The following is a 25980-nucleotide window of genomic DNA, read 5'->3' on the forward strand; positions in this document are numbered from 1 at the left end:
GGAGCATGAGCTTCCTGTGTCCATGAGGCCAGTGAGGCAAGGGAGTTCGCTGATGACCGGAGCACTTTCGCCCGACCGCCGCCGCTTTCTGACCGCTGGGGCCGCCGTGCTCGGCGCCGCCGCCTCCGCCCAGCTGTGGCTGCCGACCGCCGCCCGGGCAGCCGAAACCCCCCTGCCCGACGGGGTGTTCAGCCTCGGCGTGACCTCCGGTGACCCGCTGCCCGACGGCATCGTGCTGTGGACGCGGCTCGCCCCGGACCCGCTGAACGGGGGCGGCATGCCCGACCGCGCGGTCCCCGTGGAGTGGGAGCTCGCCGAGGACGACCGCTTCAGAAAGCCCGTCCGCCGCGGCGTCACCCAGGCCCGGCCCGAGTACGGGCACAGCGTTCACGTGGATGTACGGGGTCTGCGCCCGGGACGTGAGTACTGGTACCGCTTCCGCACCAGCGGCCAGCTCTCCCCGGCCGGCCGTACCCGCACCGCCCCGCACCCGCACAGCAAGGGCGGCAGCCTGCGCGTCGCGCTCGCGTCCTGCCAGAACTACCAGCACGGTTACTTCACCCCGTACGCCGACATGCTCGCCCAGGACCCCGACTTCGTGCTCTTCGTCGGCGACTACATCTACGAGTCGACGCCGTCCTCGACGGGCGTACGCCGTCACGAGGGCACCGGTGAGCCGTACAGCCTGGTCCAGTACCGCAACCGCTACGCCCAGTACCGCAGCGATCCCGACCTCGCCGCGATGCACGCGAACGCTCCCTGGGTCGTCACCTTCGACGACCACGAGGTCGACAACGACTTCGCCGGCGAGATCCCGCAGGACCCCGACAAGCAGGCCCACGACGCCTTCGTGGCCCGCCTGACCGCGGCCTACCAGGCGTACTACGAGCACATGCCGGTCCGCGCGACCTCGGTGCCGAACGGTCCGCACATCCAGATGTACCGGCGCCTGGAGTTCGGCCGCCTGGCCCGCCTCAACGTGCTGGACACCCGGCAGTTCCGCAGCGACCAGGTGACGAGCCAGGAGGCCGCGAAGGACCCGTCGCTCACCATGCTCGGCGCCGGGCAGAAGGAGTGGCTGCTCGACGGGCTGCGCGACTCGCCGGCCCGCTGGAACCTCATCGCCTCGCAGATCATGATGGCCGAGACGGACATCCTGCCGGGCGAGGGCAAGCAGTGGTACTACGACGCCTGGGACGGCTACCAGGCCGAACGCAACCGGTTCCTCGCCGAGTTCGAGGACGTCCGCAACCCGGTCGTGCTCAGCGGCGACCGCCATCTGACGATGATCAGCGACCTCAAGAAGGACTTCGCCGACCCGGACTCGGACGTCGTCGGCGCCGAGTTCGTGGGCACCTCCGTCTCCAGCAACGGCGACCAGGACCAGGCCGCCTTCCACGCCCAGTGGGACCCGCTGAGGGCGGACAACCCGCACTGGAAGCTGATCGACGCCCACCGCGGCTACCACCTGTTCGACATCGACCGGCACGGCATCGACGCCCAGGTGAGGGTCGTGGACACGGTCCGGCAGCCGACCGCGACGGCGAGCACGCTGGCCGCGCTGCGGGTGGAGGCGGGCCGGCCGGGCGTCGAGCTCGCCTGACCGGCGGTGAATCCTGTGTGACGGGAGCCTGGGACTCATCTGTGTCCCAGGTCTCTCTCAGCGCAGCCTCAGGAACCCCTCTTACCGTCCCTTGACCATGGAGACGGACTGTACGAGAAGATCCGAGGGTGGCGTCCCGGCACTGGCCCCCGGCACCCGGCTGCTGCACATCGGCCCCCACAAGACCGGCACCACGTCGATCCAGGGTGCGCTGTTCGCCGCCAAGGACCGCCTCGGCGAGCACGGCGTCCTGTGGCCGGCCGCCACCCGGCACCCGATGGAGGCCGTCCTCGCGGCCTGCGCCCGGCCCGGGATGATGGGCGACGCCGGGCCCAGCGAGCGGCAGTGGCTGCACCTGGTGGACCGGGTGAACGGCGCCGGGCGGGCCGTCACCTCGGTCATCAGCAGCGAGTTCTTCGCCGATGCCGCCGACGACGCGACCATCGGGCGGATCGTGGCGCAGCTCGGCGGCGACCGCGTGCACGTCCTGGTCACCCTGCGCCCGCTGGCACGGATCATGCCCTCGCAGTGGCAGCAGTACGTGCAGAACGGGCTGCGCATGGGCTACGAGGAGTGGCTGGAGCACATGCTCCGCAAGGCCCCGTACGACAAGCCCAACCCCAGCTTCTGGCGGCGGCACCGGCATGACCGGCTGGTCGAGCGCTGGGTCCGGGCGGTCGGCGCCGAGCGGGTCACCGTCGTCGTGGTCGACGACCGCGACCGTGACGGGCTGATGCGCACCTTCGAGCAGCTCCTCGGCCTTCCGCGGGGCCTGCTCCAGGAGGTCCCCGACACCGCGAACCGCTCTCTCACTCTCGCCGAGACCGAAATGCTGCGGAATCTTAATAAGGAATTCCGCGGCAATGGACTCCCCGACGAGCTGTATTCCAAGCTGGTGCGGCACGGCGCGGTGATGCATATGAAGAACGCGTGCAGTCCGACCCCGCAGGACGTGAAGATCCGCACCCCGCAGTGGGCCGTCGAGGCCGCCGCGGAGATCGGCGCCGGGATGGCGCGGCGGATCGGCGCGACGGGCGTGCGCGTCCTCGGTGACCCGGCGCTGCTCTCCGCCGTGCCGAAGCCCGGCACCGGCACCCTCGCGGAACCGCGGATCGCTCCCGAGGTGGCCGCTCAGGCCCTGTACGGAGCCTTGGCCGCGGCTGCCGCGGCGCCGATCCGGAACACCACCCCGGCCAAGTCCCGGACCGTGCACCAGACCTCGTCGAAGGAACTCGTGAAGGTGCTGGGACACCGGTGTCTGAAGCGGCTGCGACGCCGCTGAGCGGTACCGTCGTGACACACAGCAATACGTAACTCCTGTGGAGTTACTCACAGCAATTCCAGGGTGCTCACCACAACGGTCTCCTCAATCACCAGGAGTGCAAGGTGAATGACAGGTGGCGCGCACATATGCGGCGGACGGCGCTCACCTTGCACTGCGGTAACCCCAAGTGGGACCATTTCCACGTTCCCTGTCGCCCCGAGGTAGGTCACCTGTGTCCCAGCACATCGCCAAGCCCCGTACCACCGCAGTGATCCTGGCCGGCGGTACCGGTCAGCGCGTGGGTCTCTCGATCCCCAAGCAGCTGCTGAAGATCGCCGGCAAGGCAGTCATCGAGCACACCCTGACCACCTTCGAGAACGCCGACTCGATCGACGACATCATCGTCCTGATGGCGCCGGGCTACGTGCCGGACATAGAGAAGATCGTGGCCAAGGCCGGGTTCACGAAGGTCAAGAAGATCATCGAGGGCGGTTCCACGCGGAACGAGACCACCGAGCGCGCCATCGAGGCGCTCGGCGAGGGCCTGGCCCCCGGCGAGGACCTCAACGTCCTGTTCCACGACGCCGTTCGCCCCCTGCTCTCGCAGCGCGTCATCGACGACTGCGTGGTCGCCCTGCAGCGCTACCAGGCCGTCGACGTCGCCATCCCGTCCGCGGACACCATCATCGTGACCCGCACCCACGGCGAGGACGGCGAGTTCATCACCGAGATCCCGGACCGCTCCCGGCTGCGCCGCGGCCAGACGCCGCAGGCCTTCAAGCTGTCCACGATCAAGCGGGCCTACGAGGTCGCCGCCGGCGACCCCAACTTCCAGGCCACGGACGACTGCTCGGTCGTGCTCAAGTACCTGCCGGACGTGCCGATCCACGTCGTCGCGGGCGACGAGTACAACATGAAGGTCACCCAGCCCGTCGACGTCTTCATCGCCGACAAGCTGTTCCAGCTGGCCTCCACCGCCGCCCCCGAGCAGGTCTCCGAGGAGGCCTACCGCGAGCTGCTGACCGGCAAGACCATGGTCGTCTTCGGCGGTTCGTACGGCATCGGCAAGGACATCGCCGAACTCGCCGAGTCCTACGGTGCGAAGGTCTACGCGCTGGGCCGCTCCACCACCGGCACGCACGTCGAGAACCCCGAGGAGGTCGACGACGCGCTGTCCAAGGCGTACGCCGAGACCGGGCGCATCGACTACGTCGTCAACACCGCCGGCGTGCTGCGCATCGGCAAGCTGGCCGAGACCGACAACGCGACCATCGAGGAAGCGCTCAAGGTCAACTACCTGGCCCCGGTGCAGATCGCCCGTTCGTCGTACAAGTACCTGTCCGAGACCAAGGGCCAGCTGCTCCTCTACACCTCCAGCAGCTACACCCGCGGCCGCGCCGAGTACAGCCTCTACTCCTCCACCAAGGCCGCGATGGTGAACCTCACCCAGGCCCTGTCCGACGAGTGGGCCGGCGACGGCATCCGCGTGAACTGCGTGAACCCGGAGCGCACCGCAACTCCGATGCGCACCAAGGCCTTCGGTCAGGAGCCGGCCGGTTCGCTGCTGTCCTCCGAGGTCGTGGCCCGTACGTCGCTGGACGTGCTGCTGTCCGAGTTGACCGGACATGTCATCGACGTCCGCCAGCAGGACCCGACGGCCGCCGCGGGCAAGGCCTCCGGGTTCGAGCAGGCGCTGGCCTCCGTTCTGGACCGTCAGGACGGCGTGGCATAATCAACTGCAATTAGACATCTGTTATTCAGGCCTCTGTGTCTGCCCGTTATCGGAGCATTCGCAGGGGCCTGAATCAGTACCTCTCGCGAATTCCTCACATTTTCGCCGCACCACAGAACAAAACCGGCACTCCCCCTCCAAGAGCAGGTTCCTCCGTGATAACCAGAGCCATTCGCGTCGCCCGGGTGGGCAGTGCGGCCGAGCTGGCCGCGGCGGCCCTCATGATCCTGGGCTTCCCTGTGCTCATGCTGGCCGCGCTCGTCCCGAGCGTTCCCGCCTTCGCGGCCGCGGCCGCAGTGACGTACCTGGCGGACCACTATCTGCATCGCAAGAGCAGCTATCTGATCAACCGCCTCAGCAAGGTGCGCGCGGGTCTGTCGATCCGCTTCCTGATCCGCCAGCTGCTGCTGATCCTGCTGCTGGCTCGGCTGGATCTCGCGGACGGCATCGTCTTCTACGGGGCGGTCGCCTGCTTCATCGCCTTCTACGGCCTCCAGGCCCCGCACGGCGCGCTGGTCACCCTGATCCGCAACCGCCGCCGGATGCCGGTCGCCACCCGCAACGTCGACCTGGCCGCCCGGATCCGCATCCCGGACGCTCCGCCGCGCGGCCTGCTCAACCGCTCCGCCGAGAAGATGCTGCACCTGGACCTGTTCGCCGTCGTCGGTGTGCTGGTCTCGGCGTTCATGGACGACACCCTCGCCGCGTTCATCGGCATCGGCGCGACGATAGTGCTGGGCACCGGGTACGTCCTCGCGCTCATGCCGTACGTCCGCGGCAGCAAGATCCCGCCGAACGCGGAGAAGGTCCTGGCCGCGGTCGACGACTGGCTGGCCGGCTACCGCCCCGAGACGGTGCTCTACTTCTCCGGCTCCAAGGACTCCGCCTACCAGGTCAACATGTGGCTGGAGACCATGGAGCAGCTGGACTCCAAGCCGCTGATCATCCTGCGCGAGCGGGCGATACTGAACAACCTGGCGCCGACCACGGTCCCCGTCATCTGCGTGCCCGGAGGGGTGCACCTGATGAACATGGACTTGTCGACCGTGCGCGTCGCGCTCTACGCGGCCAACGTCGGCAAGAACATCCACCTGCTGCGCGTGCCGACCATGAAGCACGTCTTCATCGGCCACGGCGACAGCGACAAGCTCGCCAGCGTCAACCCGTTCAGCAAGGTGTACGACGAGGTGTGGACCGCCGGCCGCGCGGGCCGCGACCGCTACGCCATCGCCGACGTCGGTGTCCGCGACGACGACATCGTGGAGGTCGGCCGCCCGCAGCTGGCGCCCATCCAGACCTGGCAGGGCGTGCCCGACGGTCGTATCCCCACCGTGCTGTACGCGCCCACCTGGGAGGGCTGGGACGGCAACCCCGGCAACACCTCCCTGGTGCTCGCCGGCGAGAACATCGTCAAGAAGCTGATCAAGGCCGACCCGCCGGTCCGCATCCTCTACAAGCCGCACCCGTTCACGGGCACGGTCAGCAAGGAGGCGGGCGCCGCCCACGCGCGCATCACCGCGCTGGTGGCGAAGGCCGCCGCCGAGCGCGCCATGGACCCCCGCTTCACCGGGGACGCCGCCGCCCAGGCGCAGGCCAAGGCCGAGCTGGCCCGCATCGAGGCGCGGATCGCCCAGCTGGCCGGCAACGGCGGTGAGAAGGGCGACGAGGCCGAGGCCACCCGTGACGGCCTGGTCGACGTGGCCAAGCACGAGGAGATCGCCCGGCTGCGCGCCGAGTGGAACGACGCCTACTGGCGTTCCTTCGGCACCCACGAGCACCGCGTCATCACCGGCGCCGAGCCGCGGCTGTACGACTGCTTCAACGTCTCCGACGCGATGGTCTCCGACATCTCCTCCGTGGTCTCCGACTTCATCGCGAGCGGCAAGCCGTACGCGGTGACGGACTCCGCGGAGCTGGGCGTGGAGGAGTTCAAGCGGCAGAACACGGCGGTGCGGGCGGCCACCATCCTGTCCAACAGCGCCGCCGAGCTGGGCGAGCTGCTGAGCGCGGTCCGCGACCCCGCGGGCGACCCGCTGGCCGAGGACCGCAAGGAGCTCAAGCAGTACCTGCTGGGCCCGGACGAGCCCACGTCCATCGAGCAGTTCAACACCGCCGTGGCGGACCTGGCCCGCAAGGCCGACACCCGCAACGTCGGCCAGGAGTCACGGGCGGCGGCCGGAGCCGCGGAGGCCGCGACCACGGCCTGATCCATCGCCTGACCCAGTGCTCTGGCCCATTCGGCCCAGGGGCCCGGTTTTCGAGGAGTGATTCTCGAAAACCGGGCCCTTTTGCGTATCTGACGGGGGAACGGTCGTTGTAATCCGTGACCTGCGCCACAAAGAACGCACACAGAGACAACCGCTTGCCGCGTTCAGCCGTCTGACTGATTGTGAATATGAGGATACGGGGGAAATGTGACCCAGCCTGATGTGACCGTGGTCATCGGTGCCTACGAAGCGATGCCCTACCTCGTCGAGTGCCTCGCCTCCGTCGAGGCCCAGACCCTCGACCACGCCCGCATCGAGGTCATCGCGGTCGACGACGGTTCCACGGACGGCACGGGGGAGTGCCTGGAGGCGTTCGCCGCCCGCGTGGACATGCCGGTCACCGTCATCCGCCAGGACAACTCCGGCGGCCCCAGCGGCCCGCGCAACGTCGGCCTGGACAAGGCCGCCGGGCGGTACGTGTTCTTCCTCGATGCCGACGACCGGCTCGGCGCCGAAGCGCTGGAGCGGATGGTCGCGATGGCCGACCGCAACTCCACGGACGTGGTGCTCGGCCGCGTCGAGGGCATCAACCGCAAGCCCCCGCAGTCCATGTGGGGCAGGACGCTGGAGCGCACCGACGTCTGGTCCTCCAACATCAAGTTCACCCTCAGCGCGCAGAAACTCTTCCGCCGCGAGCTGCTGAACCGTCACAGCATGCGCTTCGACGAGTCGCTGTGGACCGGCGAGGACGCCCTGTTCACCATGGAGGCCTATCTGCGGGCCGACGGCGTCTCCCTCATCGACGACTACACCTGCTACTACCTGGTGGGCCGCGACGACGGCAAGCACGTGACGAAGAGCGGGAGTTACACCCTGCGCTTCGACTCCGCACGCGCCCTGATGACCCTCATCGCCGACATGCTGCCGCCGGGCCCGCGCCGCGACATGCTCATGGTCCGCCCGTTCGTCGTCACCCTGCTCCCGCAGTTCGGCCCCAAGTACCTCAAGGACAGCGAGCAGGTACGACGGCACAAGTTCGAGCTGGCCAAGCCGCTGCTGGACGCCTACTGGACCGACGAGGTCGCCCACCGCCTGCGTGTCGAGGAGCGGCTGCGGATGCACGCGGTGGCCGAGCAGCGCCCCGAACTCCTCCTGGAGCTCCTGGAGTTCCGGCGGGCCGGGAAGCAGCCCGAGGCGCTGCTGGAGAAGCGCGGCCGCCGGGTGTACTTCGCCTACCCGCACTTCCGGGACACCGCCGCCGGCATCCCGGAAGCCTTCTACCTGGCCGAGCCCCGCGAGGCCCGCGCCGTCCCGGGCTACCGGGAGGGCGGGCTCGACTCGTTCGTGCGACGGGCGGTGCGCAAGGCCCGCCGGACGCTGCCCTCCCGGTCCCGGGACGTCAGGCCGGCTGCGGCGGCGTGACGTCGGCGGGGTCCTCCGCCGGCCGGGGCGCGGGGATCTCCGCGGCCAGCCGCTCGGCCATCCGCACGCGATGCTCCCGCGCCGCCGAACACAGCGCCTGCACAGCCGCGTTGAAGCGCTCCTGCGAGGACGGCTCGTCCGGCCCCAGCAGATGCCGCTTCAACTCGGCCCGCGCCTCGGCGAGTCGGTCCTTCTCCGGATGCCGTACGGCCTCCAGCAGCCCCGGCACCCCCGCCGCGTCCGGCGTCAGCACGGTCGCCGCCCGCACCGTCGGGAACGCCTCCCGGAAGGCGTCCTCGCCCAGCCCGCTGGTGTTGGCCACCGCATAGGGCTTGCCGCTCGCCAGGAAGTCGCTCACCACGCTCGACACATCGCTGACCAGCAGATCGGCCTGGTTGAAGCAGGCGTACAGCGCGGGCCGGACACCGGTGACGACCTGGTGCTCCCACTCCGGCAGCGAGGCCCAGTACGCCGCCTCCCAGGCCGCCGTGGCCCGCTCCACCGCCCTGGCCCGCCCCCGCGGCGGCGCGGACTGGAGCAGCATCCGCTCCACCGAGTCGGCGCTGGTGCGGAAGTCGGCGGTGGTGAGCCGGTCCAACTCCTCGGTGCACCGCGCCAGTTCACCCCCGGACGCGGGCCGCGGCCCCGACCGCGCCCGGTTGGCGGCCCGGATCAGCTCCCGGATGCGCAGATCGGCCGCTCCCGCCCGGGGATCCACCGACCCGGTCAGCGGATGCGGCTTGTACAGCAGCCGTACGCCCGGATCGGCGAGCAGTGCCCGTACGAGGTTCTCGCCGGCCTCGATGACCGAGGTGTTGCCCGGATTGCCGTCCCAGCCCTCCCAGGTGGGCGCGTACAGGACGGTGGCGTACGTCCCCTTCGGCGGCGGACCCGCGTACGGCCGTACGGCCTCCAGCTGCGGCCGTCCGATCTCCCGCACCTCGCGGTCGTCCACGCCGACCTCGGCCAGCGCGTAGCGCTCCCGCGCCGCCGGGCCGGCCACCCACACCTCGTCGTACGCCTTCGCGTACGGGTTGCACGAGGACAGCTTGTCGCTCTCGCCGTGGTTGACGAACGTGTGCTTGAGGGTGGGGATGCGCAGGACCTGGGAGGTCTTGCCGGAGTTCGACGGGTGGATGAGGACCTGGAGGGTGGAGTGCTCCAGGCGCATCAGGGTGGTGACCTTGGGCAGGCAGATGATCGGCACGTCGGTCGCGGCGATCTTCTGCACCATGAAGCGCTCGCGCAGCACGATGACCGGCCGCCCGTCGAGCTTGGCCAGCGGCTCCAGCCACATGTTCGCCTGGTAGGCCGAGGACGCGCCGCCGGAGAAGTACAGGCCGACGGTGGGCTTGTAGTCGGCCAGCCAGGCGTCGAACCAGTCGAGGACCTGCTGCTCGCCCGCCGGGCGACGGCTCGGCAGCAGCCGCAGCAGCAGCTCGCCCAGACCGAGCAGCCCGAGGACGAGGGACACCGCGAGCCCGCCGGCCGCGGCGGCCGGGTGGTCGGTCGCCGCCGTGGCCGCCAGGCCGAAGGTCGCGGGCAGCCCGAACACCAGCAGCCGGTGTCCGGGGCGGCGCAGCAGCAGCGCGGGCGGGGCGGTCGACAGCCGGAGCGCGGAGGCGTCGATGTTCCGGGTCACCACCGGCAGCGTGCGGGTGCGGCGGACCAGCACGGAGACCGCCTGGATGGCGCAGTGCAGGGCGTAGAAGAGCAGCAGGGCGGCGACGATCGGGCCGTACACGCCCTCCCGGTCCTGCTCGCCCACCCGCAGCAGGCCCGCCACCAGCAGCAGGTCCCGCAGGACGTGCCGGACGGTGATGTCCGCGTGCGACTTGGCGAACACCGTCGCCATGCCCCGCTGCCACCGGTGCAGCACCCCCTCCCCGGCGACCGAGGCGGCCGTCGCGGCGAGCAGCAGCGGTACGTCGGGGAGGAACGCGGCGACGGCCTGGGCGGCGAAGGCGGCGGCCAGCAGGAGCGTGACGAAGACGCGGGGAGCGGCGCGCCGCAACGGCAGGCGCCTGCGCCGCGGGCGGCTCTTCGGGCTGTCGGTGGCGGAACGCTTCAGCGGGCGTCTGCGGCGGAGCAGACGGGGTCGGCGGAGTCTCTTCGTGGGCACGGCGTCACTCCAAGGTCGTCAAGGACGTGCGCCCGGGTTAACGCCCGCCGACCACTGGACGACACGCGCGTGTCCGGGCGCCTTGGAGCGACCGTGGAGTGATAAGACGTCCGGTCCGCTCAGCGACCCGACTGCAGGGCCCGGCGGATCGGGGCGCCGACGACCCGGCGGGCGCGGCGGTAGACCGACGGCGCCGGGATGACCCCGCCCGCCCCTCCCGACCGGGAACCGGCCTTGGCGCGGGCCAGGTCCCGCTTCAACCGCTCGTTGTCCTGCGTCAGGTCGGCGATGGTGCGCTGCATGAACGCCATCCGCGTGGCGAGCGAGCCGAGGTCGGCCTCCAGCCAGGGGCGGACGCCCGCCGGGAAGGACAGCTTCCGCAGCCGCTCCTCGAAGGCGGCACCGCCGTCGCCGTGCGTGAAGGTGTTCTGCAGGCCGTTGCGGTCGAGGAAGCCCATGAACCGCTCGTAGCGCTCGTGGTGACCACTCATCAGCTTGCCGAAGTCCGCCTCCGCGTACAGCCGCGCCGGGTCCAGGTCCGCGGGCACCTTGTCGATGCGCAGGTGCGGGATGTCGAAGTAGCGGCACAGCTCCAGCGTCCGGGAGTCGCCGGAGAGCACGGTCGCGGGCGTACCGGCGAGCAGCGCGGCGATGTTGCCGTGGATGCGGGAGCCGAACGAGTAGTCGAAGCCGCGCAGGTCGTCGATCCAGGTGACCGGGTCGATGTAGACGCGGACCTTGTCCTCGGCGTACATCGGGTGGTCGGGGTGCGTCGGTATCGCCTTGACCTTGGCGTTCGGGTCCGACAGGTCCCGCCAGTGCAGCTGCCGCGCGTCGGACAGGTTCTGGCCGATGAAGCGCAGGTGCGGGTAGGCGGCGTGGGTGCGTTCGATGACCTTGCCGAGGCCCTGCTTCCGGACGGCGCTGTGCGAGCCGTTGATCGCGATCCGGGACTCGGCCGTCAGCTCCGGCGCCCGCTTGTGTACGGCGAGCTCCTTGCCGTACATGAACAGCGACGGGCAGCCGATCACCTCGACGTCCCGGAAGCCCATGTCCTTGAGGTACTGCTCGGTGAACTCGCCGCGCACGCCGATCGAGGCACTGTGGTCCAGCACCGCCGAGACGAAGTCGCGCACCGAGGGCTCGATGGGCTTGAGCCGCGAGGGGTCGTAGTTCAGCCCGGTCTGCGCGCCGACACCGGCCACCACGACGGGGATCTTCAGCCGCCTGATGAGCCGGGTCAGCCGCTTGAGCGCGACCTCGAACGACGGGCGGAAAGCGTTCGCCAGCGGTACGACGAAGGCGTCGTACTCCGCGTTGATCTGGTCCGCCGACGCCACGTCCGTCCTCATGCCGTTCGACACCACTTCGGTGGACGGCGTCTGGAGGATCTTGTGGGCGGCGTCGCTGAAGATCAGATTGCCCGAGTTGGTGGCGATGACGTCCCGCTGGAGGGCTTCCTCCACGCCGACGACGTCGAAGGGACTCTTACCGGACCTTAGGAGAACGCGCTTCACGGCGTTCAACTTAAGTTGACGTGTTCTTTGATTTCTATACGGAACGCCTACAACCTTTTTGCCGTATGCGACGCGTGAGCAAGCAGTTACTTGCTGGTGTGTCCGGGAGCTGAAACGCCGAGGCGGACGGAGGGGCGCTTCGCGTAGATTGCTGCCACGCGCAAGGAAATGGGGACAGTGCAGGTGGCAAGCGTCGCAAGCGCTCGGCGGGCCGTGACCGAGGCCCGCAGGATCGTCGTCAAGGTGGGCTCCTCGTCGCTGACCACCGCGTCGGGAGGGCTGGACGCCGACCGCGTCGACGCGCTCGTCGACGTCCTCGCCAAGAGCCGCAGCGGGGGAGAGAAGGAGGTCGTCCTCGTCTCCTCCGGTGCCATCGCCGCCGGACTCGCCCCCTTGGGCCTGCGCCGCCGCCCCAAGGACCTGGCCCGCCAGCAGGCCGCCGCCAGCGTCGGTCAGGGCCTCCTCGTCGCCCGCTACACCGCCTCCTTCGCCCGCTACGGCGTCCGCGTCGGCCAGGTGCTGCTCACCAGCGACGACATGAGCCGCCGCTCCCACCACCGCAACGCCTCCACCACCCTCGACAAGCTCCTCGCGATGGGCGCGTTCCCGGTTGTCAACGAGAACGACACCGTCGCCACGGACGAGATCCGCTTCGGCGACAACGACCGCCTCGCGGCCCTCGTGGCCCACCTGGTCCGTGCCGACCTGCTGGTGCTCCTGTCCGACGTCGACGGCGTGTACGACGGCGACCCCAGCAAGCCCGGCACCTCGCGGATAGCGGAGGTGCGCGGACCGGCCGACCTCGCGGACGTCGAGATCGGCAGCACCGGCAAGGCCGGAGTCGGCACCGGCGGCATGGTCACCAAGGTCGAGGCCGCCCGGATCGCGGCCGCCGCCGGCATCCCGGTGGTGCTCACCAGCGCCGTGCACGCGGCCGACGCGCTGAGCGGCGCCGACACCGGCACGTACTTCCACCCCACCGGCAAGCGCTCCGCCGACCGGCTGCTGTGGCTCCAGCACGCGTCCACCCCGCAGGGCTCGCTGACCCTCGACGACGGCGCGGTGCGGGCGGTCGTGCAGCGCCGCACGTCGCTGCTGCCGGCCGGGATCGCCGCCGTGGACGGCGAGTTCAACGCCGGGGACCCGGTGGAGCTGCGGGACGCCGAGGGGCGCGCGGTGGCCCGGGGGCTGGTCAACTTCGACGCCAAGGAGATCCCCCAGCTGATCGGCCGCTCGACCCGGGAGCTGGCGCGGGAGCTGGGGCCGGCCTACGAGCGGGAGGTCGTGCACCGGGACGATCTGGTGGTGCTCCAGCCCTGAGGGCGGCGGTGCCGTGAGAGCGGGAGGGCGGCCGTGTCTTGAGGGCAAGAGGGCGGCCGTGCCTTGAGGGCAAGGGTGTGCGGTACACCCGAAAACAGGGGGAACGCCCTGTACGGGAAGCCACCCCCAGGTGGACGTTCCGCAAAAGTGCCACGCGAGCCCTTGCGGCCTGCTCAACTTTGTCTCAGGGACACATTCCGCAGACCACCGTGTCGGTCACTGGGATCACTGGGTAAAGGAGGCCGTCGTGAGACGAGTGCGCCCTGGGGCCGCGCCCCGTGGTGGTGCCGGAGAGGCCTCGTCCCGAGCGGCCGGTGAGGAGCGCCTCTTGACGAGCGTCGCGGCCGGCGACCGCTACGAGGAGCCGGCCGAGCTGCCCCGGCTGTGGCATGTCACGCTCAGCGTCTCCGGCAAGGAGGCCCCGCTGAAGGAGGTGCGGCGCGGACTGGAACAGCTGGCCCACGACCACCCCTTTCTGCTGACCAGCCGCTACGCCAACGACCACGCCGAGATCCGCTACTGGGAGGAGGCCCGCGACCTCCACGACGCCGCCGCCGTCGCCCTGCGCCTGTGGGGCGAGCACCGCCAGACCGCCCAGCTGCCGCCCTGGGAGATCGTCGGCTTGGAGGTCATCGACCGCGAGACCTACCACCAGCGCGTCGCCGAGGGCTACGGCCCGGCACCGGCGACCCCGGTAGGGGTTCACCCCTTTTGACCTGCGTCGCCGCATAGCGACCCATTGGCCCCGTCTCGCGGTGCAAGACGACGGGGCCCTCATCCCCGCACGGCGCACTACCCTTCCCTCATGACCACGCTCTCGCCGTACGACTCGATGTCCCCGGTCACCCAGGCCGCCTACCGTGCCAAGGCCGCCGCCGCCGACCTCGCCCCGCTGCCGCGGGCCGAGAAGGACGACGCGCTGCTCGCCATCGCGGACGCGCTCGAGGTCCGTACGAGCGAGATCGTCGAGGCCAACGCCAAGGACATCGCCAAGGCCCGCGAGGCCGGCACCAGCGAGACCGTCATCGACCGGCTGACCCTCACCCCGGAGCGGGTGCGCGCCATCGCCTCCGACGTGCGGGACGTCGTGGCGCTGCCCGACCCGGTCGGCGAGGTGGTGCGTGGGTCGACGTTGCCGAACGGCATCGACCTGCGCCAGGTCCGCGTCCCGCTCGGCGTCGTCGGCATCATCTACGAGGCCCGGCCCAATGTGACGGTCGACGCCGCCGCCCTCTGCCTGAAGTCCGGCAACGCGGTGCTGCTGCGCGGCTCGGCCTCCGCGTACGAGTCCAACACCGCCCTCGTACGGGTGCTGCGCGACGCCGTGGGCGGGGCGGGGCTGCCCGCCGACGCCGTGCAGCTGGTGCCCGGCGAGAGCCGCGAGAGCGTGCGCGAGCTGATGCGGGCCCGCGGTCTGGTCGACGTGCTCATCCCGCGCGGCGGCGCCTCGCTGATCCGGACCGTCGTCAGCGAGTCGACCGTCCCCGTCATCGAGACCGGCACCGGCAACTGCCACGTCTACGTCGACGCCCACGCCGACCTCGACATGGCCATCGACATCCTGATCAACTCCAAGGCCCAGCGTCCCAGTGTCTGCAACTCCGCCGAGACCCTCCTCGTCCACCAGGACATCGCCCCCGAGTTCCTGCCCCGCGCCCTGGACGCCCTCGCGGAGGCCGGCGTCACGGTCCACGCCGACGACCGGGTCCTGGCGTACGCAAAGGAGTCCAAGGCGACCGTCGTCGAGGCCACCCTGGAGGACTGGGAGACCGAGTACCTCTCCTACGACATCGCCGCCGCCGTCGTCGACTCCCTGGACAAGGCCGTCGAGCACATCCGGCTGTGGACCTCGGGCCACACCGAGGCCATCGTGACGACCTCGCAGCAGGCCGCCCGCCGCTTCACCCAGCTGGTCGACTCCACCACCGTCGCCGTGAACGCCTCCACCCGCTTCACCGACGGCGGCCAGTTCGGCTTCGGCGCCGAGATCGGCATCTCCACGCAGAAGCTGCACGCCCGCGGCCCGATGGGCCTGCCGGAGCTGACCAGCACGAAGTACATCGTCACGGGGGACGGGCACGTACGACGCTGAGGGCGTGCGCGCTCGCGCATATGCGGGCGGCACGCGCGGCGGGCGTACGCCCGTGCGCACGGGAGCCGTCTCACCCAGCGGATGAATTTCCATACCGTCTGCCCAAATTGACCCCCCAGGTCTACTCTGGATCCGTGCCGGAGGACGTGGGGGGTACGCCGTTCCCTGACGGCTGGGAGCCCGACGACGACCACGACCGCGGGGTGTCGGACGAAGAGTTCGCCTCCGTGGTCTTCGACGAGGCCTTCATCCGGGCGGCCGTGGTGCACGAGCCGACCGCTGTCGAACGCCTCCTGGCCGCCGCCCAGGCGAGAGCGGAGGCCTCCGAGGCCGAGGCCCGCCGGGCCCACAGCCGCGGCGAGCGCTACGACGACGGGTACGGCACCGACGGCCGCGCCGGTTTCGGCCATGATCCCGAGCTTGACGACCTGGACGACACGGACATCCTCGAAGGCCGCTACGGCGCCCCGGGCACGTACGGCAAACAGGTCCGCTGGCACCGCCCCGTCGCCTGGATGCTCGCGCTCGTGATGGGCATCGGCATGGTCACGCTCGCCTTCAGCGCGGTCTACCGCGGCGCGTCCTCGAACAACCGCGACCAGGTCCCGCCCCCGCCCGCCACGACCGGCCTCGAACAGGGCCGCACGGCGACCCCCTCCGCCTCCGCCGAATACTCCCAGCCGGCCTTCTCGGCAGACCCGAAGACGCCCTGACAGCCGACCGGGCATCCGCTGACGGTCCTGGTGAGAACCTGTCAGAACTTGTCGTGCGGCGGGGCGTTTACCTGAGCTCCCGGAGACCTACTCTGAAGATATGGGAGGGCCTGGAGAACCACCTGAGGGTGCACCCGAGGGCGGCCCCGGGGGTGGTGAGGACGAGTACCGATCCGTCGTGTTCGACGAGTCGTTCGTTCGTGCTGCCCGGCTCCAGGAGTACTCCGCGCAGGAGCGCATGGCCGACCACGCCCCAGCCGTCCGGCGCCGCCCGCCGATGCGCCGGGGACTGTCCCGGCAGGCCCTCGCGCTCGTCCTGCTGATCGCCCTCGCCTTCGGCACGGCGATCTACATGGGCGTACGGCACCCCTACGACACCCCCGCCGCGGTACGGGACGTCTCGATGCCCCTCCAGACGACCGTCGTCCCGCTCGCCCCCGTGGGCAAGGTGCCGGGTGCGGCCGACCCCGAGTACCTGTACGACCACAGCCCCGCCGCGCACTTCCGCATCGGCGCCGCCGGGATCACGCTGCCCGCCGCGCGCGACACCTCGCACTTCTCCGAGACCCAGGTGATGAGCGCGCTGGACACGGTCAAGGAGTACTTGGTCCGGTCCGCGCTCTACCCGGAGGTGCTCACCGGAGGCCAGACCCGGCCCGTCCGCGTCCTGCTCCCCGCCGACCAGCACCTCCAGTTCGACGAGAGCCTGAGCCATCCGGCCGCGGACGGGCGGCACGCGGTGACCGGGTGGCTGGTTCGCTTCGACGCCAGGAGCGTGAAGCTGGCCGACCCGCAGATCCGGGTCCGCGGGACGCTGGCCGTGAGCGAGACCGAGTCCACGATCCTCGAGGTGACCGCGGACCACACGTACGTGTACGCGCTGCGGCCCGCCGGGGCCGGTGCCAAAGCGGACGCCTCGCTGTTCACCGTCCGGCGGGAGCTGCACTTCCGGTTCGACCGGGAGGATGTACGGCTGCATCAGGCGCAGCTGTCCACGTCGTACGTCCAGGCCGGGCCGTTGTCCTGCGGTGACAACGCGGCGGATGTGCTGAGTCCGCTGCTGGCGGGGCAGGTGGCGAAGGCGGGCGGGCCGGTGGGGACCGATCCGTTCGCCACGGATCGGGCCACGGCGGTTTGCGGGACCTTGGCGGCGGGGGCATTGCCCAAGGGGTGAGGGGCGTTTGCTGCCCAGTCGCCGTAGGGGTTCGGTTGTGTGGCGGCTGCGGGCCGTGGGGGTTGGTCGCGCCCACGCGGCGGAGCCGCAAATCGATACAGCCCCGCGCCCCTCAGGGACGTCAGCCCCGGGGCGTTGATCAGTCCTCGTCTGTTTCCCTGGGGGGCTGGTCCTTCGGGTTGGTGGTCGTGAAGCCGCCGAAGCCTCGGCGGACCCGGCCGCCCAGGTCGCCCGCGCCGCCCGCGATGTCCGTGACCAGCTTCATCAGCGGGTCCTTGGAGCTCTTGACGTTGGTCGCGTAGCTCGCCGCCGACTCGCGGAAGGAGTCGGTGACCGACGTGTCCTTGTCCTCGGTGCGGCGCGGGTAGTGGCCGTCCATCAGGCGCTGGTAGTCGCGGGACTCGGACCACTTCTTCAGCTCGGCCGCGCGGACCGTGGTGAAGGGGTGGCTGCGCGGGAGGACGTTGAGGATCTTCAGGACCGAGTCGCGCAGGTCGCCGCCGGCCTCGTACTCCTCGGCCTGCTTCAGGAAGGCGTCCACGTTCATCTCGTGCAGATGGTGGCCGCCCGCGAGCTTCATCAGGCCGCGCATCGAGGCCTGGAGGTCCTGGCCGACGAGCAGGCCCGCGCGGTCCGCGGACAGCTCCGACTTGCGGAACCACTCGCGCAGCGCGGTCACGATCGCCATGATCGCGAGGTTGCCCAGCGGGATCCAGGCCACCCGCAGCGCGAGGCTCGTCAGGAAGAGCAGGATGGTGCGGTAGACGGCGTGGCCGGACAGGGCGTGCCCCACCTCGTGGCCGACGACGGCCCGCATCTCCTCCTCGTCGAGCAGATCGACGAGGCCGGTCGTCACCACGATGATCGGCTCGTCCAGGCCGATGCACATCGCGTTCGGCTTCGGGTCCTGGCTGACGTACATCGGCGGGACCTTCTCCAGGTCCAGGATGTAACAGGCGTCCCGCAGCATGTCGTTGAGGTACGCGAACTGCTGGTCCGAGACCCGCACCGAGTCGGACAGGAACAGGAGCCTGAGGCTCCGCTCGGGCAGCAGACCGCTGAGCGCCTTGAAGACCGTGTCGAAACCGCTGAGCTTGCGCAGCGCCACCAGGGCGGAGCGGTCGGCGGGGTGTTCGTACGCACGCGAGGAGATCCCGGGGAAGCGCCTGCGCTGCCTGCTCGGGACGTTCTCGTGTCCGTTCTGCTCGTGGCCGTCGTCGGACATGTCTTCCCCCATGTGCGTGAGTGTGGTCCTTTGCGGACCCTTGTGCGGCCCTTTGCGCCCCCCGAAGCAGAGCCCAGCCTAGGCGGAGATACCGTGGACGGGCAGTACAGCGAAGGAGTCCCGTCATGCAGCACAGCCCCGCGTCCGCCTGGCTGACCGAAGCCGCGAACGCAGCCCAGCAGGGAGGGTCGGGGTATCTGCTCCGGGTCGTACTGGTCGTGATGGTGGTGGGCTGTGTGCTGACCGCGTGGTTCCTGCTGCGGGGCTACAAGCAGAAGGACGACTGAGCCGGGCCGGAAGTTCCGTCCGGTGCGCCAACGGCGGAGTCGGCGTGATCGCCGCCGAGCCGCCCGCTTACGATGGGCCGACATCTTTATCCCGCCCACATCGGATAGGTCCAGATGAGCTTCCACAGCACCGCTGCCCAGTTGGTCACCCTCGCCGCCGAGGGCGAGGAGCACGGCGGCAACCACGAGAGCCTGAGCCCCTACCTCACCGGCGGTGGCGCGTTCGTCGTCCTGCTGCTTCTGCTGTGGATCACCACCCGCTTCAACCGCGACCGCTGAGCCGCCGAGGGCCCGGGGGAGACCGGCCCCACGGAACGGGCCGGTAGGGTCTGCACGCATGGGAGAGCAGGACATGCCTACCGGCCCGGGCAACGCCCCGTCGAACCCCGGCAAGCGCCGCCTCGGCGTCATGGGCGGGACGTTCGACCCGATCCACCACGGACACCTCGTGGCGGCCAGTGAGGTCGCCGCGCAGTTCCACCTGGACGAGGTGGTGTTCGTACCGACCGGGCAGCCGTGGCAGAAGAGCCACCGCAGTGTCTCGCCGGCCGAGGACCGCTATCTGATGACGGTCATCGCCACCGCCGAGAACCCGCAGTTCTCGGTGAGCCGCATCGACATCGACCGCGGCGGACCCACGTACACCGTGGACACCCTGCGCGATCTGCGGGTGCTCAACCCCGACACGGACCTCTTCTTCATCACCGGAGCCGACGCCCTCGCCCAGCTCCTCACCTGGCGGGACACGGAGGAACTGTTCTCCCTCGCGCACTTCATCGGCGTGACCCGGCCGGGCCACCACCTGACCGACGCCGGGCTCCCGGAGGGCGGTGTCTCTCTGGTGGAGGTTCCCGCGCTCGCCATCTCCTCCACAGACTGCCGTGCGAGAGTCGCCAAGGGCGACCCGATCTGGTACATGGTGCCGGACGGAGTCGTGCGCTACATCGACAAGCGCGAGCTGTACCGCGGCGAGTGAGCCGAGAGGGGCACCGGTGAACGACCGATACGACGCGGGCCACAGTGGCGACGCCGACGACCAGTACCAGCTCGTCGGCTACGACGAGTACGGCCGGCCCGTCTACCAGCAGGTGCCCCAGCAGCAACCGCACCAGCAGCCGTACGACCCGTACGCGCAGCAGCCGCAGCAGCCGCAGCAGGGTTACGGCTACGACCCGTACGCCGGGCAGTACCCCGCGCAGGGCTACGACCCGTACGACACCGGTCAGCAGAACCCGGTGCCGTCCTACGACCCCTACGGGGGCGCGCAGGGCGGGGCGCCGGCAGCCCCGTACGACCCCTACGGGCAGGCGGCCACCAGCGCGCAGCAGCCCCGGGTCGCCGAACAGACCGCCTACATCCCGCAGCAGGCCGGCCCGGCCGAGACCGAGGAACCGGGCGGCCGCGCCCGGCCCGAGGCGGCCGAACGCGACTACCACACAGGGCAGTTCTCCTTCGTCGAGGAGCCCGACGGTGACTCCGAGGACGTCATCGACTGGCTGAACTTCACCGAGAACCGCACCGAGCGCCGCGAGGAGGCCAAGCGCCGCGCCCGCAGCCGGCTCGTCGCCCTGGTCGTCGTCCTGGCCCTCGTCGCGGTCGGTGGCGTCGGCTATCTCTGGTACGCCGGGAAGCTGCCCGGACTGTCGTCCTCGTCCGGCTCCGGGACCGGCACCGGCACGTCCGCCGCCGCCCAGAACCGTGACGTGATCGTCGTCCACCTCCACAACACCAAGGGCGGCGGCACCTCCACGGCGCTGCTGGTCGACAACACCACCACCAAGCAGGGCACCACCGTCCTGCTGCCCAACTCCCTCGCCCTGACCGACGACGACGGCACCACGACCACGCTCGCCAAGTCCGTCGAGGACGACGGCTCCTCCGGCACCCGCGACGCGATCGACACCGTCCTCGGCACCCAGATCCAGGGCACCTGGCGCCTGGACACCCCCTACCTGCAGAACCTCGTCGACCTCGTCGGCAACATCGACGTCGACACCAACACCGACGTGCCCGACCCGGCCGCCAAGAAGAAGGGCACCGCGCCCCTGGTGAACAAGGGCAAGGACCAGACCCTCAGCGGCAAGACGGCCGTCGCCTACGCCACCTACCGCGCCGCCGGCGAGGCCCAGAACGCCCAGCTGGAGCGGTTCGGGCAGGTCATGCAGGCCGTGCTGCGCAAGCTGTCCTCCGACGCGGGCGCCGCCACGACCACCGTGCAGACGCTGGCGCAGATCCTCGACCCGTCGCTCACCGACAAGGACCTCGGCACCTTCCTCGCCAAGCTCGCCGACCTCGCCAAGGGCGGCGACTACAAGACAGCGCTGCTGCCCGTCCAGGCCGACGGCACCCTCAGCGCCCAGGCCAGCGACAGCGTCGTCAAGGACGTCCTCGGCGGCACCGCCAAGAGCCCCGACAAGGACGCCGCCGTCCGCGTCTCGGTCCAGAACGCCAGCGGTGTGAAGGACAACACGGAGAAGGCCCGCGTGGTCCTCCTCAACGGCGGCTTCACCTTCCTCGAAGGCGGCACCGCCTCCGGCACCCAGGCCACCTCCAAGGTCGTCTACGCCGACGCCGCCGACAAGGAGAACGCCACCGAGGTCGCCAAGACGCTGGGCCTGCCCACCAGCGCCGTCAGCAAGGGCAGGACCACCTCGAACGCGAACGTCTCCGTGGTCCTCGGCCAGAACTACGACCCGTCCTCGTAGCGGCCCCCGTGAAGGCCGGGTCGCGGACGTCCGTGACCCGGCCCGACCTGGTGGTCCCTTAATCACATGGGGTGCGCTCCGCGGTCCGTGAGACCCTTGAGGTCAAGTGACCGCCGACCGAAAGCCGTGTAGTGACCGCCACTGACCGCTCCATCGAGCTCATCCACACCGCCGCCCAGGCGGCCGCCGACAAGCTCGCGCACGACATCATCGCCTACGACGTCAGCGACGTGCTGTCGATCACGGACGCCTTCCTGCTGGCCTCCGCGCCCAACGACCGCCAGGTCAAGTCGATCGTCGACGAGATCGAGGAGCGCCTGCAGAAGGAGCTCGGCGCCAAGCCGGTCCGCCGCGAGGGCGACCGGGACGCCCGCTGGATCCTGCTCGACTACGTCGACATCGTCGTCCACGTCCAGCACAGCGAGGAGCGTGTCTTCTACGCCCTGGAGCGGCTGTGGAAGGACTGCCCCGAACTGGACCTGCCCGAGGACGCCAAGGCCACCCGCGGCAAGGCCGCGGAGCACGCCGAGCTGCAGGCCGCCGAGGAGTCCGCCGACCTCGGTGGTGACTGGCGATGAGCGCCACCGGTGAGGTGACGGACGCGAAGCGGGGCGGCCGCGGCCGCCGCGTCATCCTGTGGCGGCACGGCCAGACCTCCTGGAACGTGGAACGCCGCTTCCAGGGCACCACGGACGTCGCCCTCACCGAGGCCGGTGTCGCCCAGGCCCGCCGCGCCGCCCGGCTGCTCGCGTCCCTGAAGCCCGACGCCATCATCGCCTCGGACCTCCAGCGGGCCGCGAACACGGCCGCCGAGCTCGCCGTGCTCACCGGACTCGACGTCAGCCACGACGAGGGTCTGCGCGAGACGTACGCGGGCGCCTGGCAGGGGCTGACGCACGAGGAGATCATCGCCTCCTACGGCGAGGAGTACGCCGCGTGGAAGCGCGGTGAGCCGGTCCGCCGCGGCGGCGGCGAGCTGGAGACCGAGGTGGCCGACCGCGCCGCCCCCGTGGTGCTCCGGCACGCCGACAAGCTGCCCGACGGGGGCACCCTCGTCGTCGTCAGCCACGGCGGCACCATCCGCACCACCATCGGCCGTCTCCTCGGCCTGGAGGCCCGGAGCTGGGAGAGCCTCGGCGGCCTCTCCAACTGCTGCTGGTCCGTCCTCGGCGAGGGCGCTCGTGGCTGGCGGCTGCTCGAGCACAACGCCGGCACCCTGCCGGAACCGGTGCTCGGGGACGACGACTGAGCGGATTTCACTTTCTGGCAGGTCGCAGGCTAAAGTTCTTCTTGTTCGCCCCGCCGAGCGGGAAGAACAAAGCTTGGGGCTATAGCTCAGTTGGTAGAGCGCCTGCATGGCATGCAGGAGGTCAGGAGTTCAATTCTCCTTAGCTCCACAGATCGACACTCTTGAGTTGTCAAAGATCAGTTGATGAAGATCCCGTCCCTAGTGGGCGGGATTTTTCATTTCCATCAGGCGGGCCGTCCGCCGCGCCGTCTCCTCGTCGTCCGGCGTGTAGACGACGATCCGGCACTCCGGCATCCCGTGGATCGACAACGACACCGACGTCATCCGCAGCTCACCCACCGCCGCATGCCGGAACGTCTTCACACGCCGTCCGGGCTCCGCCACGTCGCCGCTCTCCCACAACCGGGCGAACAGCGGACTCGCCGCGGACAGCTTGCGTATGAAGCCCTCCCAGGCGGGCTCGCCGGCATGCAGGCCGTAGGCCGCGCGCAGGGTCGCGACCATCACCGGCAGCTCCGTCTCCCGGAACATCAGCGGGCAGTCGTCCTCCTCCGCGGTGAACAGCCCCCACAGGGCGTTGGGAAGGCGACCGGAGGGCTGCATCAGCGGCACGTCGAACAGGGTGCGGTAGACGTCGTTGGCGGCCAGGATGTCGAACCGCGAGTTGTACGCCACCGCCGGGCGCGGTTCGAGGGCATCGATGATGCCCTGTACCTCCGGACTCACGCTCTGCGCGGCGGTCTCCGGGACGGCGGAGTACGGCACGTCCGCCAGGTGGTACAGATGCTCCCGCTCCGGCGGATCGAGCCGCAGGGTGCGGGCCACGGCGTCCAGGACCTGCGCGGAGGCGTTGATCGGGCGGCCCTGCTCCAGCCACGTGTACCAGGTCACGCCCACCCCCGAGAGCTGGGCGACCTCCTCACGCCGCAACCCCGGGGTACGGCGCCGTAAGCCCGGTGGCATCCCCACGTCCTGCGGTGTCACCCGGGCCCGCCTGCTGCGCAGGAAGGCGGCCAGCTCAGGTCGGCGGCGCTGTGTCGTCCCCATCGTCACATCCCCCATCGTCGGCGCCCGGCCCGTGCGCTGCCAGGTGCTGTCAGTACCAGCATCGGTGGGCTCTCGGCACCCGTACCGGAGCGGCGGCACGCTCGACGGCATGACGACAACACCCCGTTCCGGACCGGGTACAGCACCCGTCCCCAGCACTGCGATCAGTGAAGCACCCGGCACTGACAACGGGCCCCGCCCGCTGCTCGCCGTCGTGCTCGCCGCCCTGTTCATGGCGCTGCTCGACGTCTTCATCGTGAACGTCGCCGCGCCCACCATCGGTTCCGAACTCCACGCCTCCGGCGCGGAGTTGCAGCTGGTGGTCGCCGGTTACACCATCACGTACTCGGTGCTGCTGATCACCGGGGCCCGGCTCGGCGACCGGTTCGGGCACGGCCGGGTCCACCTCGCCGGGATGGCGCTGTTCACCGCCGCCTCGCTCGCCTGCGGTCTCGCACAGGGCGTCACGGAACTCATCGTCTTCCGGCTGGTCCAGGGCGCCGGCTCGGCGGTGATGATCCCGCAGGTGCTCAGCCTCATCCAGCGGAACTTCGTCGGCGAGGCCAGGGTGAAGGCGCTCGGCGCGTACTCGGCGGTCCTCGCCGTCGGCGCCGCCGCCGGGCAGATCCTCGGCGGAGTCCTGGTCAGCGCCGATCTGCTGGGCACGGGCTGGCGGCCGGTGTTCCTGGTGAACGTGCCCGTCGGCGCCGCCCTCCTGATCATCGGCCGGCGCGTCCTGCCGCGGGAACGCGGGGGCGAGCGGGAACGCGGACGCGGCATGGACCTGCCGGGACTGGTGCTGCTCGGCGCGGCCGTGTCGCTGTTCACGGTGCCGCTGGTGCTCGGGCAGGAGGAGGACTGGCCGTTGTGGTCGTGGCTGTCGCTGGGCGCGGCCGCCGTGCTGTTCGCGGTGTTCTGGCGGTACGAGTCCGGGCTCGCCCGGCGCGGCGGCGACCCGCTGATCGCGCCCCGGGTGCTGCGCCACCCCGGCATGGGCCTCGCCGTGCTGCGGATCCTGGCCGCCATGGCGGTCAACGGGGGCTTCCTGTTCGTGCTCACGCTGCACGTCCAGGGCGGCCTCGGCTACAGCGCCCTGCGCGCCGGACTCACCTTCGCGCCGACCGCGGTCGTCTTCGGGGTGGTCGGACTGACCTGGCGGCGCTGGCCCGCCGCATGGCAGCGCGCCCTGACCCCGACCGGGTTCCTGCTCACCGCGGCGGCCGTGGCCGGGGTCGGCCTGGCGCTCGACGGCGGCGGCGACGGCGGAGCGTGGGTGTACGTGTCGTACGCCGGGGTGGGCGTCGGGCTCGCGCTCGCCTTCAGCCCCACCCTGACCCGGGCGCTGGCCACGGTGCGGCCGGAGGACGCGGCGGACGCCAGCGGGCTGCTCGCCACGGTCACCCAGCTCGGCCAGCTGACCGGTGTCGCCGCGTTCGGCACACTGTTCTTGAACCGGCTTGAGTCACTCGGGGCCTTGGAGGCGTATACCTCTGCGGAGGCGCTGTCGGCGTGCATGTTCGCGCTGGCCGGAACGGCAGCCCTGGGGGCCGTGTCCGGACTGGTACTGAGGCGTCGCTGACCGTATTGGTCCGGCCGTGGCAGAATCAAACGGCCGGAAGGGAGCGCGGCCCGACGGGAGGGAGCAGTGATGCCTGCGAGCATCCTCAAGGAGGTCGGCCACCTCCTTGAAGCAGCGTCGACACGGGACACGGTCACCCGGCTCACCTGCCCTTCCTGCGGTTCCCTGCATGTCGCCCAAGTCCTCGGTGACAACGGTGGAATCTCCTACGTGTGCACGGCCTGCGGCCACAGCTGGAGCTGATCGATGGGTGCACACAGGCGAAAGTGCGATTGGTGCGGCAGCGGGACGCCGATCGTCCGTGACATGGAGCCGCTCAATCCCGACTACCAGTACTGGTGCGAGGAATGCGCGCGGGCGCTGATCATAAAGGGCGACCCGATCGAGACGTACCGCGAACTCGAGGGTGAGCCGATCTACGGTCGACTCCTCGAGGAGCACTGCACACTCAAGCGTTTCTACTCGTTCGTAACGGCTTGACCGGTTCGTCCGGTGGGGGTCGGAAACGATTTGGTGTTCCGCCCCGGGGCCGGTTAATGTTGGCGTCGTCGCCGGGGAGAAACCCCCGGGAGACACCGAGCAAGGGGCTATAGCTCAGTTGGTAGAGCGCCTGCATGGCATGCAGGAGGTCAGGAGTTCAATTCTCCTTAGCTCCACAGAGAGATCCCGCCGGGTCATCGCGACCCGGCGGGATTCTTGCGTTTCCAGGGGCAGTTGTCCTC

The 25980-nt window shown here is 70.3% G+C and carries 23 protein-coding genes and 2 tRNA genes; 21 read left to right on the forward strand and 4 right to left on the reverse strand.

Annotated features, from left to right (window positions below; all coding sequences use genetic code 11):
* Positions 1 to 52: 52 nt before the first annotated feature.
* The 5 genes from ACFUO4_RS13045 to ACFUO4_RS13065 all read left to right on the forward strand — a co-directional run bounded on the left by ACFUO4_RS13045 (position 53) and on the right by ACFUO4_RS13065 (position 8228).
* Positions 53 to 1603: an alkaline phosphatase D family protein gene (locus ACFUO4_RS13045; protein ID WP_383483440.1), complete on the forward strand. Its 1551-nt coding sequence runs from the start codon at positions 53 to 55 to the stop codon at positions 1601 to 1603.
* Between the two features lie 97 nt (positions 1604 to 1700).
* Complete coding sequence (locus tag ACFUO4_RS13050) at positions 1701 to 2885, forward strand: hypothetical protein (protein ID WP_383483443.1); 1185 nt, start codon at positions 1701 to 1703, stop codon at positions 2883 to 2885.
* A gap of 214 nt (positions 2886 to 3099) precedes the next feature.
* Positions 3100 to 4599, forward strand: a complete 1500-nt coding sequence (locus ACFUO4_RS13055) for a bifunctional cytidylyltransferase/SDR family oxidoreductase (protein WP_079310987.1) — start codon at positions 3100 to 3102, stop codon at positions 4597 to 4599.
* 155 nt (positions 4600 to 4754) lie between these two features.
* Positions 4755 to 6806, forward strand: coding sequence for a hypothetical protein (locus ACFUO4_RS13060; protein ID WP_383483447.1), 2052 nt, complete (start codon positions 4755 to 4757; stop codon positions 6804 to 6806).
* A gap of 207 nt (positions 6807 to 7013) precedes the next feature.
* Complete coding sequence (locus ACFUO4_RS13065; RefSeq protein WP_383483450.1) at positions 7014 to 8228, forward strand: glycosyltransferase family 2 protein; 1215 nt, start codon at positions 7014 to 7016, stop codon at positions 8226 to 8228.
* On the opposite strand, the gene ACFUO4_RS13070 is transcribed toward ACFUO4_RS13065, so the two are convergent.
* On the reverse strand, positions 8206 to 10248 hold the full coding sequence (locus ACFUO4_RS13070; RefSeq protein ID WP_383485639.1) for a hypothetical protein: 2043 nt from the start codon (positions 10246 to 10248) through the stop codon (positions 8206 to 8208). The genes ACFUO4_RS13065 and ACFUO4_RS13070 overlap by 23 nt on opposite strands.
* 221 nt (positions 10249 to 10469) lie before the next feature.
* Positions 10470 to 11867: a polysaccharide pyruvyl transferase family protein gene (locus ACFUO4_RS13075; RefSeq protein ID WP_079310990.1), complete on the reverse strand. Its 1398-nt coding sequence runs from the start codon at positions 11865 to 11867 to the stop codon at positions 10470 to 10472.
* 213 nt (positions 11868 to 12080) lie between these two features.
* Here ACFUO4_RS13075 and proB point away from each other — a divergent pair, with 213 nt between their 5' ends.
* The 5 genes from proB to ACFUO4_RS13100 all read left to right on the forward strand — a co-directional run bounded on the left by proB (position 12081) and on the right by ACFUO4_RS13100 (position 17166).
* Positions 12081 to 13187, forward strand: coding sequence for a glutamate 5-kinase (gene proB, locus ACFUO4_RS13080; protein WP_179143501.1), 1107 nt, complete (start codon positions 12081 to 12083; stop codon positions 13185 to 13187).
* Between the two features lie 256 nt (positions 13188 to 13443).
* Positions 13444 to 13902, forward strand: a complete 459-nt coding sequence (locus ACFUO4_RS13085; RefSeq protein ID WP_079310992.1) for a hypothetical protein — start codon at positions 13444 to 13446, stop codon at positions 13900 to 13902.
* Between the two features lie 90 nt (positions 13903 to 13992).
* Positions 13993 to 15279, forward strand: a complete 1287-nt coding sequence (locus ACFUO4_RS13090) for a glutamate-5-semialdehyde dehydrogenase (RefSeq protein ID WP_079310993.1) — start codon at positions 13993 to 13995, stop codon at positions 15277 to 15279.
* A 107-nt stretch (positions 15280 to 15386) separates the two neighbouring features.
* Positions 15387 to 15992 (forward strand): hypothetical protein, encoded by a 606-nt coding sequence (locus ACFUO4_RS13095; RefSeq protein ID WP_079310994.1) that lies wholly within the window; start codon positions 15387 to 15389, stop codon positions 15990 to 15992.
* Between the two features lie 100 nt (positions 15993 to 16092).
* A complete protein-coding gene (locus ACFUO4_RS13100; protein ID WP_079310995.1) occupies positions 16093 to 17166 on the forward strand; it encodes a hypothetical protein in 1074 nt (357 codons plus the stop codon).
* Between the two features lie 139 nt (positions 17167 to 17305).
* Here ACFUO4_RS13100 and ACFUO4_RS13105 read toward each other — a convergent pair whose 3' ends face one another.
* Positions 17306 to 18391 (reverse strand): M48 family metallopeptidase, encoded by a 1086-nt coding sequence (locus tag ACFUO4_RS13105; RefSeq protein WP_383485644.1) that lies wholly within the window; start codon positions 18389 to 18391, stop codon positions 17306 to 17308.
* A 125-nt stretch (positions 18392 to 18516) separates the two neighbouring features.
* Here ACFUO4_RS13105 and ACFUO4_RS13110 point away from each other — a divergent pair, with 125 nt between their 5' ends.
* The 7 genes from ACFUO4_RS13110 (at position 18517) to ACFUO4_RS13140 (ending at position 22780) form a co-directional block, all read left to right on the forward strand.
* Positions 18517 to 18678, forward strand: a complete 162-nt coding sequence (locus ACFUO4_RS13110) for a hypothetical protein (RefSeq protein WP_179143499.1) — start codon at positions 18517 to 18519, stop codon at positions 18676 to 18678.
* 114 nt (positions 18679 to 18792) lie between these two features.
* Positions 18793 to 18957, forward strand: a complete 165-nt coding sequence (locus ACFUO4_RS13115; protein ID WP_097263999.1) for a hypothetical protein — start codon at positions 18793 to 18795, stop codon at positions 18955 to 18957.
* 58 nt (positions 18958 to 19015) lie between these two features.
* The gene (gene nadD / locus ACFUO4_RS13120; protein ID WP_079310996.1) at positions 19016 to 19654 is read left to right on the forward strand and encodes a nicotinate-nucleotide adenylyltransferase; all 639 of its coding nucleotides are present in this window, start codon (positions 19016 to 19018) and stop codon (positions 19652 to 19654) included.
* Positions 19655 to 19670: 16 nt separating this feature from the next.
* Positions 19671 to 21383 (forward strand): LCP family protein, encoded by a 1713-nt coding sequence (locus ACFUO4_RS13125; RefSeq protein WP_383483457.1) that lies wholly within the window; start codon positions 19671 to 19673, stop codon positions 21381 to 21383.
* A gap of 131 nt (positions 21384 to 21514) precedes the next feature.
* Positions 21515 to 21961, forward strand: coding sequence for a ribosome silencing factor (gene rsfS, locus ACFUO4_RS13130; RefSeq protein WP_059191740.1), 447 nt, complete (start codon positions 21515 to 21517; stop codon positions 21959 to 21961).
* The gene (locus tag ACFUO4_RS13135) at positions 21958 to 22632 is read left to right on the forward strand and encodes a histidine phosphatase family protein (RefSeq protein WP_079310998.1); all 675 of its coding nucleotides are present in this window, start codon (positions 21958 to 21960) and stop codon (positions 22630 to 22632) included. Before rsfS ends, ACFUO4_RS13135 begins: the two co-directional genes overlap by 4 nt.
* A gap of 75 nt (positions 22633 to 22707) precedes the next feature.
* A tRNA-Ala gene (locus tag ACFUO4_RS13140) sits at positions 22708 to 22780 on the forward strand.
* Positions 22781 to 22830: 50 nt separating this feature from the next.
* On the opposite strand, the gene ACFUO4_RS13145 is transcribed toward ACFUO4_RS13140, so the two are convergent.
* A complete protein-coding gene (locus ACFUO4_RS13145; protein WP_128112298.1) occupies positions 22831 to 23679 on the reverse strand; it encodes a helix-turn-helix transcriptional regulator in 849 nt (282 codons plus the stop codon).
* 214 nt (positions 23680 to 23893) lie between these two features.
* On the opposite strand from ACFUO4_RS13145, the gene ACFUO4_RS13150 reads away from it, so the two are divergent.
* From ACFUO4_RS13150 to ACFUO4_RS13165, 4 genes are all read left to right on the forward strand, one after another.
* A complete protein-coding gene (locus tag ACFUO4_RS13150) occupies positions 23894 to 25258 on the forward strand; it encodes an MFS transporter (RefSeq protein ID WP_383485646.1) in 1365 nt (454 codons plus the stop codon).
* 69 nt (positions 25259 to 25327) lie between these two features.
* Entirely contained in the window at positions 25328 to 25501 is a 174-nt protein-coding gene (locus ACFUO4_RS13155; protein WP_107080567.1) for a hypothetical protein, read from the forward strand.
* Between the two features lie 3 nt (positions 25502 to 25504).
* A complete protein-coding gene (locus tag ACFUO4_RS13160) occupies positions 25505 to 25738 on the forward strand; it encodes a hypothetical protein (protein ID WP_019523121.1) in 234 nt (77 codons plus the stop codon).
* A 103-nt stretch (positions 25739 to 25841) separates the two neighbouring features.
* A tRNA-Ala gene (locus ACFUO4_RS13165) sits at positions 25842 to 25914 on the forward strand.
* The last annotated feature ends 66 nt before the right edge of the window (positions 25915 to 25980 follow it).

The sequence above is a fragment of the Streptomyces sp. NPDC057280 genome (assembly GCF_042668605.1).
Taxonomy (GTDB): Bacteria; Actinomycetota; Actinomycetes; order Streptomycetales; family Streptomycetaceae; genus Streptomyces.